Consider the following 11,525-nt stretch of genomic DNA (forward strand, 5'->3'; position numbering starts at 1 on the left):
AGTAATTAATTCATCCTCAGTGAGAGGGCTTTCAAATCGAATCTTGTAGTTTGAGCAGCAACCTGCGTTTGTGCAACTTCAAGAAAATCAAAGAATGCATGCGCTTCAGGTTCCGGGAGATTCAATTTTCTACCAAGCAAATGTTGATAATAATTTATTCCATCTTTCATATTGAAAATAAATGCCTGAATTTTCTTTTCGGTCTTGGTCGTGCCTTCATTCAGAAATTCATCGACCATTTTTTTTAATTGATCCAGGTAAAGCCCTAATTCTTTCATGAACATATGTGGTCGGTCTTTTCGTGATATGATATTGGCTCGACCGTAAATATGATCCACCATCTTTTTGAGTGAGACATTCTTATCAAAATAAGCCATGTTGGGGCCGGGGCATACCGACACCCCATTTCCCTCTTGCTTCGTGTCTATCTTGTTTTCAATTAAAAAAGAGGTTCCCAAACCTGTACAAATACAGGCTTTATCAGTAATGTTTTTGTACGCTTTGTCATAGGCCTGGCCCATCAGTCCACGATCGTCCAATTCTTTGATTTTTAAATGTTGGTACTTTCTGGATGCCGTACAGATGGGCTTTTCTGTAAATTCTGTATTGAAAGAAAGGTGCTTTTTCACACAGGGGCTTCCCGGCTTTCCTTGTGCAGTTATTTGCTGTTTTTCCTGATCCTTTGTGTTTGATCTTAAATTATTAAAGGGAACCCCAAGAGGGGAGATCCCACTAAGATATAGATCATCTTCCTTGGCGTTTTTAATGAGATCACGGGTATGACTGTCTACACAGGTGGCCTCTGGCACCAACAGGAATGGCGACCCCCAGCCGATGGCATCCAGTTCATAGTAATTCAGGAGAAACGTATGCTCGTTGGCAGTACCCACTCCCCCTTGTGCAGTGACTTTCAAGGCTGGAATTTCAGATAATTGTGCATGACCTTTTTCTATGAGTGCCTCCTGATATACATCATATATCGATTGAGGAAGGGACGCTCGTTTGTTTTTAAATTCTTCCAGAATTGGCCCCATTAAATGTCCTTCTGTTCCAAACGCATGCCCACCGCAGTTTAAACCTGACTCTATCCTGAATTCGGAAACCCATAGTCCTTTTTTTGCCAAAAACTTTCCCTGGATCATCGCAGACCGATAGTCACTTACTTTTAGAATGATCTTCTTTTTGAAAGCTCCATTTTGGTCTGGATAAAAATCATCAAAATTTGACAAATAACTATATAATGCCGGGTTCAGTCCTGCTGATAATACGAGGGATGAGTTTAAATCACTATTTGCAAAGCCCCTAACAGAAGCATGCGCATCATTGTAGATTGAAGGTAGGGGCTTCCCTTTCTCGTAGTTTACCTTGTCCAGCTTTGTCATGATATTTACATCTATTGTCCCTGGTTGTGCATGGGATCTGGCATAGTGGATGATATCATCAGCAGAACCCTTCGTTTTTAATTTTAAAAAGCCTTGCTTAATATCGGATTGATCCGGTAATAAATCGAGGTAGTGAAGCGCTTCCGTTAATGAACAGGATTGCCTGAATTTATTAATCTTCTCATCAACAATCTTTTTAACCAGGTTTAAATATGTAGTAATACGTGTAGCTCGCGAATCTTCATCCTGATCCTTAATCGGAATAAAGGGAACGTTATATTTTTTGCTGTAAACTTTTCGTACTTTTTCTATAAGACCATCCTCAATGATAGAGATCACAGAATTAATGCCGTAATGAGCGACTTTAATAGGAGTGTCTATGGTAAAAGCTAAACCCATTACGGGGATATGGAATGTATGTAAAGACATTATATGTGATTTACTGGATATGTATTAAGTGTTGAGTTAGATGGTGCAAACATCATTGTTGCAAAATTTTTCAGCCTCGGCATCTTCTTCGTGATTTACGTATCGGATCGGTTGAAGCTTAGAGGCCATTTCCACATATTTTTCTCGTGTGATGGCTTCATAAGGCATTTGTGCATACGCACCTACTTCGAGTTTTGGAAGGAAACTGATCGACTTGAGTGAATACTTGAAGTAATCGAGGATGGGGGCAATCTGATTGGCTTCCTCCGGTTTGAAAGTGACCGTACAGGATACCTGATTGTCAGACCAATAGGTCTGCAAAAATGTTGCTAGACTTACCTGTTCCCAAATGCTCACATCCTTTTGGCTCCTGCCTTGATTGTGGACTGGGAAGGATACAACAACGGAGGAATTATCCATCACGTCATCTTCAATATCGAGTCCGGCTTCCTCCAGTGCGGGCACCAGGGCAGAGGTTTTAGCGATACGTACCCGACGAATGTAATAATCGAACTCAGGAAAGTGACACCCAGGGTTTACGCCAGCCAGTAGACTAACTGTACCGGAAGGCTTTACGCTCGTAGTTTTGATACTTCGAGGCACGCACAACCAGGAAGAATAAATTTCATCCCATTTCTGAATTTCATGGTAGCCATCCTGTAGCCAATCTCTCAAAGTTTCGAGCGAATTCCGATCGATGAAGTTTGTTACCCCTGTCACTGAGGTTCCGATTCTGCGATTGCGTTTTTGTACCCTGTTGGTCTGATGCCAGGTGGTGGAAACAAGAGTGGCGGTTTTGCCTACCATATATGCAAACTTCAATGTCCGCAAATAGTCAGCTTTTGATTCTGCACGGGACGGGAAAGTTTCTACCAGACAACATAGCTCAAAACTTTCGAGTGACTGTTCACCACAGGGATTTGTGCCTTTTGCCTTTGAATCTTTGTAATCGGCAGGATCGCACATGCGGGAAAACGCTCGGATGTTATCCATGAAAATGTAGCCAGGCTCACCATTGATTACCGTTTGATTAGCCACTTCTTCGAATTCGGTTTGATTATCTACAAAGACACTATTGTTAGATGCCCAACCGTAGGCAGCTCGCTCTGCTCGTGATCCTGTATAGATTTTTTCTTCAGCATCCCAGCTGTAGTCTTTTAGTTTTCGATACTCCTCATTGTCTACATTTCCTAAAGCTATCTGTGCGGTTCGCCGGACATTTCCAGCCACCACACATTGGCCAATCATATTCATGATATCAGTGATGACTGTTAGGCTGATGTATTTATCATGCTCTTTCTCCAGTACACTTCGTACCTGTTCATGAAGATTTTCCAGAGGTGCCGGGCCGCTGGAGATTCCTCCAAAACCTTTAATTGTGACTCCAGCTGAACGGATTTTACTGTAATCAAAACGAAGGGTGAATCCAGGAGTGCCGATAAAATGTTGTTGGAAATAGGAGGCCAATAGTCTTCGCAGGCTTTCTACCCATCCCTCTCTGGTATCCGGTATGATGAACACTTCTTCTTCAGATTGTGGCTTGTAGATTTTCAAACGTTGAGCTCCGGCCACATCAAAACCCACACCTACACCCACCATGCTCATGTCCATCATGAAAGTGAAAGGCAAGGTGGCATCTTCGAGCGATCGACCCATCTGGTCGGTAGAGACAAACGCACAATTAAATAATGCCTGACCTACTTTCTTTTCGTGAATGATGGGAGTGCCCATAGCCCATAGCATGCGGCCTGGAGGCAGGAATTTCATCTTGAACATTCTATCATACATTTCCTGAGCAGACTCCTGTGCCTTATTGTCATTCCAACCCAGGTCATTGTTCAGGATGTATTCCTTTTGAAGCGAATAGCACCCCTCAACCACACGTCTGACTGTCTCATACCATTGCTCGTTTGTACCATCTTCTTTCAGGCGAGAATAGGTACGGTAGTAGGTGAGTAGCCCTAGACCATTAAAGCCAAATTTGGGATCTGTATTTTGATATTTTTCAACAAAGTCATCAGTCAGTTTGAACTTAAGTTTCATAGGAATCATGTTTTTGAGTGAGTGATAGTTATTACGGGTCAAATATATTGATTCTTTTATTAATGATATAAAGATGATTATATCTTTTATTATAAATATCATTTAATTTTGAAAGGGAAATGATAGAAAATGAAACTAAGAGAAATTAATAGCTACAACAAGTTGCGGAAATTTGTGGAGTTTCCAATGGAGCTTTATCGTAATGATGCAAATTATATTCCTCCTTTAATTCAGGATGAATTGAATGTCTTGTCCCCGAAACACAACAAGGCATTCAAAGATGCACGATCCAGATATTGGGTTGTTGAAGATGAAGGACGGATTGTAGGTAGAATTGCAGGTATTATAAAGCCATGTGACACAGATCCATCACTGATGGAAGCTCGTTTTGGATGGTTGGATTTTATCAATAACCAAGAGGTGTTGTACCATTTGCTATCCGCCGTGGAGCAGTGGTGTTTACACGAAAAGATTTATAGTTTGAAGGGACCGCTTGGGTTCAATTCTTTTGATCGTTCCGGCATACTGGTGGGTGGATATAATGAACTACCTACAATGTTTGGAAACTACAACTATCCATATTATGCAGAATTGCTGGAGGCAGTGGGGTACAAGTCCAAATTTCATTGGGTGGAGTACCGGATTCAGGTGCCAAAGGAAATTCCGAAAAAATTTATAAAAGGAGCCCAAACCATCCGCAAACGGTATGGCTTGAAACAGGTGGCTATCAAAAATAAAAATGCGCTCCGAGGGTATTCGGAAGCTATTCGCATGTTAATCAATGAAGCATACCAAGGGATCAGTGGGTTTTCTGAAATTTCGCAGGAACAATTTGCACAGTTATATCAAAAATTCGTCCAACTTATTCCCAGGGATTATTTCTCACTGATTGAGGACAATACCGGTGAGTTGGTGGGATTTGGATTGGTGATGCCTGATCTTTCGAAAGCACTGAAGAAAATGAATGGTAGGTTCTTTCCATTTGGTTATTGGCAACTGCACAGGGCCTTGAAAAAATCCGATACCGTAGACCTTCTGCTTATTGCAGTCAAACCTTCTTTTCAACATAGGGGAGTCCATGCACTAATATTTGAGCAGATCATACCGGCAGTAATCCGGCGTGGGGTGCTGTATGTGGAAAGTACAAAAGAATTGGAGTCCAACTCAGATGTGAGGAACTTATGGGGTGATTTTGACCACAGGCAGCATAAGAAAAGTGCTTGCTTTTATAGAGACCTTCGCTCAAATTCATCCATAGAGAATTTATTGAGCTATAAATGATTTTTTTCTTTTAAATGGATTTTGGGAGTCACGCGTAAAATTGATTTATATCATTTCATACTGTGCATTTTATCAGAAGATCATCTCCTCACTCTCCGGAGCTTTGTGTATTCAGGAAACCAGGAATTGTTTTGCCAGAACTGATAGGCATCAAATTATGAATCAGGGTCCTGTTTCAATTATAAATGATTAATGCATATGAAAGATTCAATCAAACCGGCTACTGTTCTCACACTGAAAGATGAAGTCAATTACGCCGATGATGCGGTGGTAAGTAAAACACTGACAAAAAACAAAAACGGAAATACCACCCTTTTTGCTTTTGATAAGGGTCAGGGTTTGAGTGAGCATGCAGCTCCCTTTGATGCCCTGGCTTACATCGTTGATGGCAAATGTCGGATCACCATTGGAGGTGAAGAATATGAATTAAGGGAAGGGCAAATGATCCTTATGCCAGCCACGATCCCTCATGCAGTAGAGGCTATCAAGCCTTTCAAGATGATGCTGATCATGATCAAAGATCCTAAATGAGTAAGCTGAAGCTTCTTGTAGCAATCGGCATACCTGTTTTTCTCATCCTCGGACTGTTTACCGGTCTCAGCCGGTTTGGACTCATCTACTTTCCACTTTCATTTCATCATGGAGTTTTAATGCTTAATGGGTTTGGCGGAGGTGTCATTACCGTTGAGCGCTTATTAAGTAAACCAAACGATCGATGGATACTTATCGGTCTAATATTATTAATTAGTGGTCTTACACTCTATTTAATGGGTTTTGAATTCGGACTGTTGTTGGTGGCTGTCAATGTTGGAATTCTGTTTTTGAAGGAGACACTTCAACTGGTCGAGAAACGATCACAAAATGGTGTCTACCAGTTAGTTGGCCTTTTATCCTGGTTTATTGGCAATCTTAAGTTCTATCAAAATGGCTTTTATCCTGCCGCAGTTCCATTTTGGATCGTGTTTATCCTGATGCTTATTGTCGGAACCCGATTGAGCAAAATGGGAAAAGAGGATGTAATTAGTCTGGTACTTTCTTTTGCTATTTTCTTCTCCTTCTGGTTGGGCTTCCATGGGTATGGACAAGCCATTTATGGGATAGGTCTTATAGCACTGAGTGTTAGGTTAGGTTATTTGGAATCAAAATATAAAGGCAAACATCTAGCGGCGGTATTGATGGCCTACTCATGGCTGTTGATCGCAGGCATTAGTTCCTTATTCTCTGATTACATCCTATATAGCTATGATCTGGTTCTTCATGCGTTCTTTTTAGGTTTCTTTTTCTCCATGATTTTCATCAATGCTCCAGACGCCTTATTGAAAAAGCTTGGATTGGAAGAAATGAAAACGCATCCGAATTTCTTGGTGGTTTTTTTATCAATAGGATTATTTGCCCGGTTAATCATCGGAGATCTATTTCAGATACAATTGGCGCGTAATATTGGCGGTATCCTGAACCTGCTAGCCATTATCCTGTATGTTACTTCTTTGCTATTTCAAGCGATTAGGAATCGCATGATGGCTGAAAGAACGGACCCTTGAATGTCCAAAAGCCGTATAGAAAGCAGTTGTTATAGCGGATTAATCAATCATAGAGATACCAATCTTAACCTAATAAGTTATAGTTCTTATTCTCCCACGTTTCCATCATGGTACTGTCTGAGCTATCCTCATCATAAACGTGCCATTCTGTTACTGGCTCACGGTAAATGTTTAGGCTTACTGAACGACCTTGGTTTGCGTTGGAGTAACGATGTATGCCGATCTGGTTCATGTAAGAAAACTCATCATCTCCAAGCAAAACATTACTCACTTTTTCCAACCGATCGTCTTCTTCATTGATTTTAAATCGCTCCTCTCTTAGCACTTCTTCTATGGGGTGAATCCATGCTTCCTGCGCATTGAAGTCATGAATAGGAGAGGACTGACCTTTTTCCCAGCAAATCAAAAGCACTTCAAAATCGTCATTCCTGGCTATTACGTTTCTTGCATACCTGTCATCACTCCATGAATAGAATCTTTCAAATTCTTCCCTCGGTATTTTGATCTTATTGATCACATCTAAAACGTGATTGCTACATTCCTCGCATTGAGACAGCTTCTCCACTAATTCTTTTACTGTTTTTATTGCCTCCATAATTGTATTATTTTGGATGAACCAAGGTAATAATGGAAATGGCATAAAGAATTGACAATTTATAGCCTTGATCATGATATTCATCAGGAGCATGAGGAAAATCAAGTGCTGATGTGGTCTATATCATTCGGCTGCCCATTTGAAAATATCACCTTTGATTTAGCATGTTAAATAACTCAACAATGAAAAACATCCTTGTACCAGTAGATTTCTCTGACGTAAGCAGGTATGCAGCATCCTTCGCCGCTGACTTGGCAAAACACTCAGAAGGTGAGGTTACGCTATTGCATTGTGTCCATTTTGATTATACCTACGATTTCCAATACGCAAATACAGATACCATTCAATCGAACATGGATGAAGTTATGGCAAATGCTAAGATCCAAATGGAGGAATTCGTGAAGACATTGGGGTCAAATATTAATTTGGAAACTCGTGTAGAATCAAATTCAATGCTTAATGCTATCAAAGAGCTAAGCAAAGAGCAACAAATTGATCTCCTGGTGATGGGCACACGAGGTTCATCCGGTCTTGAGGAAGTGTTTATTGGCTCAAACACAGAAAAGATTGCCCGTCATGCTTCATGTCCGGTGATCTCTATTCCGGAAGAGGTGAAATTTGATGATATCAACAAAGTACTGGTGGCAATTGACGTGCGTGAAGTAAGGGAGAGCTTTTTATCTCAGGTAGCTCGTTTGCAAAAGCTTTTTAAATGCGAATTGGAGTTTATTTGGGTGAAAGGATCTCATGCAAACATGGACGAAAATAAAATAGGTCAGGAGTTATCTAAAATTCTGAATGCGATTGGAGTAGAAAATTATAAGTTCTTTGTTGTAGAAAACATCCATCCGAGTGATGGAATATTTATTGAAGCGCATGATTCGAAGGCAAATATGGTAGCCATGGCCACACATGCAAGGAGGGGAATTGCGCACTGGTGGGCAGGAAGTATGACAGAAGACACCATAAACCACCTGGATATACCTGTCTGGTCATTTAAAATAGATAAATCTGAAAAACGATTGAAGCTGGAAGGTTGATTAAAATCATCTGAATAACTTTATAATGTCATATTAGCCCGTTTCCATCCAGCTTAACTTTAAAATAATTAAAACTTAAGGCCATGCAAAAGATACTTGTTCCCGTAGACTACTCAGATGTAAGCGCAAACGCAGTTCGCTTTGCTCTGCAAATTGCTGAAAAGAATGATGCAAAAGTCACTCTGCTAAACAGTGTTCATTTTGATTATTTCACTGATTATCAGTTCACCTCCTTTACCACTGCTAAATCCATGATGGATGAAGTCAAAGAGGCGATGAATGAGAAGATGAACAAGTTTGTGAAGCAATTTGATACACGACTAAAGATCAATACGCTCGTAAATGAATCTTCTCTATTAAACTCAGTGAAGGATTTGACAAAAGAGGAGGGATATGATCTGGTTGTTATTGGCACACATGGAGCGTCCGGATTTGAAGAGGTTTTGATTGGGTCTAACACCGAGAGAATTGTAAGGCATGCACCATGTCCTGTTATTTCGGTTCCTGCGGCAAGTAATATTGACACGATTAAAAGGATACTTATTCCTCTTGATATCAGAGAAATAAAAGGTTCATTCCTTGATGAAATTGCAGTATTGCAAAAGCAATTTGATGCACACCTTGAGTTTTTATGGGTTAAAACTCCTCACAACATTGAAAATGAAGAAAAAGTAAGTGCAGAATTAAGTGACCTTATTAAGGAACATGGTATCTCCAATTTTGAGTTTTCTGTTGTTAGAAACGTGTTTCCATCAGATGGAATCCTGTGGCATGCAGATGATACCAACGCAGACATGATTGCTATGCCTACACATGCTCGCCGGGGTATTTCGCACTGGTTATCTGGTAGCTTGACTGAGGATACCGTCAATCACATCAAAATGCCGGTGTGGTCATTTAAAATGGATAAGAAGGAAAAATCCATTAGTTTAAGCAGCGTTAAGAATGCTCACGGAAAACCGGAGTACAAAAAAATTGAAGTGTTAACTTCCTAAAATCTAATAATACACCCTATGAAAAAAATAATCGTACCGGTTGATTTCTCTGAAATGGCATCTCATGCCCTCAATTTCGCGATTGAGTTCAATGAAAAAGTGAAAGGGGAAATTGTACTTGTTCACGTAATAGAAATGCCTGTAGGACACCTGAGCTTCACCGGCGAGGTTAATACCTCCGGGATGGAAGCATTTTACACCGGAGAGTTTATCAAGGCGACACACAATAAATTGGATGAATGGTCCAAACGGGTTTCTGATGCTGGCCAGGAAGTTTCTGTTCATATGAAATATGGAAATGCCTTTACGAATATCAGTAAGTTGATTGCCGAGGAGAAAGCCCATTGGATCATCATGGGATCGAAAGGATCATCTGGACTAAGAGAGGTATTCATTGGTTCCAATGCAGAGCGTATGATCCGGCATGCTGAGTGTCCTGTTTTCATCATTAAAGGGGAGACTCATCTCAAAGACATTAAGAGCATGGCATATGCCACTGACCTAAGTCAAGAGCAAGATCTCATTGCTGATCATGCTAAAGACATGCAAAAGTTGCTGGGCATCAACATGCACATTGTTAAAGTAAAAACACCATATAACTGGTTAGACGAAGGGCAGGCGCAAAAGCAGTTAGAGCATTTTTCTGAACGAAATCATTTTGAAGATTTCACACTAAACTCCATAGATGCTGACTTTGCAGATGAGGGAGCTGTGAAATTCGCTGAGGAAGTGAAAGCGGGCATGATTGTGCTGGGCACACATGGCAAAAAGGGTATTGCGCATATCATTGGAGGCTCTATTGCAGAAGACGTAGTGAATGAATCAAAAATTCCGATTCTGGTTTATAAGATACTTGATTTGTGATTCGGTTTTAAATCCCATTTAAGCCCCTTCGGTTCTCCGGAGGGGCTTTTTTGTTGTCTTACCGCTCTCATTTGTTCGACAACAATCTCCGTTACTCAGTTCGAGATTTGCAAAACATCCCAATCGTTTCATAGTTGGTAAAACAACAAGTAACTTCAAAAAGTCATTAGATTGATTTTCTACCTTTCAGGAAAATGAATAGAAATAAAACGATTTTAACAATTCTCATTATCATTCTGGCGAGTGTTGGCTTGATCTATTGGACGTTTTCTACTGAGCCGGAAGCTGAACGTGAAGGGGCTACCCGTGAGACCGCCATGCTGGTGGAAGTCACTTCGGTAAATAAGGGTGATTTCCGTCCGATGATCCGGGCTACCGGTACGGTTCAGGCATCAAAAGATATCATATTAAGTCCCAGAGTGACGGGTGAGGTGGAGTACATTCATCCGAAGTTTGTGCCTGGTGCCACAGTGCTGGAAGGACAAACACTCATCAAAATTGATCAGGCAGATTATATCAACAATGTGGCCCTGGCAGAAAGCAACCTCTTGATCGCCCAATCCAATTATGAGCTGGAACTCGGACAACAGGAAGCAGCTGAAAATGACTATCAGATGGCTCAGATGGATGTTGAGGATGTACAGAATAAAGATCTTCTACTGAGAAAACCACAGCTAAATATTGCTAAAGCAAATCTAAAAACCGCTGAGGCCCGGCTTAAGCAGGCAAAACTGGATCTGCAGCGTACAGTTCTAAAGGCCCCATTCGATGCGCATATTGTAACCCGTTCGGTAAATGAAGGATCTCAGGTTACTCCCGGTAATCAGTTGGCCCGAATGGTTGGAGTAAGCGAATATTGGGTTAATGTCAATGTGCCCCCTTCCAAGGTGAGCTGGATCAACCTGGACAGTGAGTCAAAGGAAGAAGATGTTATCATCAAGAATAACTCATGGGCTGAAAATCAGGAGCGAAGAGGAAGGCTTTTTAAATTGATTGGAGCGCTTACCCCTCAATCAAGATTTGCCCAGGTATTAATTGCCGTCAAAAACCCCATGCAATCCACTGAAACGAATCCATCATTGATGATAGGCACTTTTGTCGAGGTTCAGATCCCTGCTAAAGAGTTAGTTGGAGTCGTAAGGTTGGACAGGGATCATTTAAGAAAGGGCAACACGGTTTGGGTGATGGAAGATGAGAAATTAAGTATCAAAGAAGTATCTGTCCTTTTTCAAGACGATGTGTACGCCTATGTCAATGATGGTCTGGATGATAACAGTCAGGTCATTACAACAAACCTCTCTACGGTAGTAGAAGGGGCAGCTGTACGAACAGAGGAGATGACAACTAAATAAGAA

10 protein-coding genes are annotated in these 11,525 nt (G+C 40.9%); 7 read left to right on the forward strand and 3 right to left on the reverse strand.

Translation table 11 applies throughout. The annotated features are described in order from the left end of the window. Positions 1 to 5: 5 nt before the first annotated feature. Both ACOQON_RS07315 and ACOQON_RS07320 read right to left on the reverse strand, forming a co-directional pair. Positions 6 to 1,811 (reverse strand): hypothetical protein, encoded by a 1,806-nt coding sequence (locus ACOQON_RS07315; RefSeq protein ID WP_420578272.1) that lies wholly within the window; start codon positions 1,809 to 1,811, stop codon positions 6 to 8. Positions 1,812 to 1,847: 36 nt separating this feature from the next. Beyond that, positions 1,848 to 3,854 (reverse strand): hypothetical protein, encoded by a 2,007-nt coding sequence (locus ACOQON_RS07320; protein ID WP_420578273.1) that lies wholly within the window; start codon positions 3,852 to 3,854, stop codon positions 1,848 to 1,850. A gap of 129 nt (positions 3,855 to 3,983) precedes the next feature. Between ACOQON_RS07320 and ACOQON_RS07325 the strand changes: the two genes are divergently transcribed. From ACOQON_RS07325 to ACOQON_RS07335, 3 genes are all read left to right on the forward strand, one after another. Then, entirely contained in the window at positions 3,984 to 5,135 is a 1,152-nt protein-coding gene (locus ACOQON_RS07325; protein ID WP_420578274.1) for a hypothetical protein, read from the forward strand. A 198-nt stretch (positions 5,136 to 5,333) separates the two neighbouring features. Next, the gene (locus ACOQON_RS07330; protein ID WP_350206946.1) at positions 5,334 to 5,666 is read left to right on the forward strand and encodes a cupin domain-containing protein; all 333 of its coding nucleotides are present in this window, start codon (positions 5,334 to 5,336) and stop codon (positions 5,664 to 5,666) included. Further along, entirely contained in the window at positions 5,663 to 6,676 is a 1,014-nt protein-coding gene (locus ACOQON_RS07335; RefSeq protein WP_420578275.1) for a hypothetical protein, read from the forward strand. The genes ACOQON_RS07330 and ACOQON_RS07335 overlap by 4 nt, the downstream gene beginning before the upstream one ends. A gap of 64 nt (positions 6,677 to 6,740) precedes the next feature. Here the strand turns inward: ACOQON_RS07335 and ACOQON_RS07340 are convergent, their stop codons facing one another. Continuing rightward, positions 6,741 to 7,271: a cysteine dioxygenase gene (locus ACOQON_RS07340; protein ID WP_420578276.1), complete on the reverse strand. Its 531-nt coding sequence runs from the start codon at positions 7,269 to 7,271 to the stop codon at positions 6,741 to 6,743. A gap of 182 nt (positions 7,272 to 7,453) precedes the next feature. Between ACOQON_RS07340 and ACOQON_RS07345 the strand changes: the two genes are divergently transcribed. The 4 genes from ACOQON_RS07345 to ACOQON_RS07360 all read left to right on the forward strand — a co-directional run bounded on the left by ACOQON_RS07345 (position 7,454) and on the right by ACOQON_RS07360 (position 11,522). Beyond that, a complete protein-coding gene (locus ACOQON_RS07345) occupies positions 7,454 to 8,311 on the forward strand; it encodes a universal stress protein (RefSeq protein ID WP_420578277.1) in 858 nt (285 codons plus the stop codon). 83 nt (positions 8,312 to 8,394) lie between these two features. After that, positions 8,395 to 9,306: a universal stress protein gene (locus tag ACOQON_RS07350; RefSeq protein WP_420578278.1), complete on the forward strand. Its 912-nt coding sequence runs from the start codon at positions 8,395 to 8,397 to the stop codon at positions 9,304 to 9,306. Positions 9,307 to 9,324: 18 nt separating this feature from the next. After that, the gene (locus ACOQON_RS07355; RefSeq protein ID WP_420578279.1) at positions 9,325 to 10,170 is read left to right on the forward strand and encodes a universal stress protein; all 846 of its coding nucleotides are present in this window, start codon (positions 9,325 to 9,327) and stop codon (positions 10,168 to 10,170) included. A gap of 194 nt (positions 10,171 to 10,364) precedes the next feature. After that, the gene (locus ACOQON_RS07360) at positions 10,365 to 11,522 is read left to right on the forward strand and encodes an efflux RND transporter periplasmic adaptor subunit (RefSeq protein ID WP_420578280.1); all 1,158 of its coding nucleotides are present in this window, start codon (positions 10,365 to 10,367) and stop codon (positions 11,520 to 11,522) included. Positions 11,523 to 11,525 lie beyond the last annotated feature (3 nt).

It is taken from the genome of Ekhidna sp., assembly GCF_965221965.1.
GTDB lineage: Bacteria > Bacteroidota > Bacteroidia > Cytophagales > Cyclobacteriaceae > Ekhidna.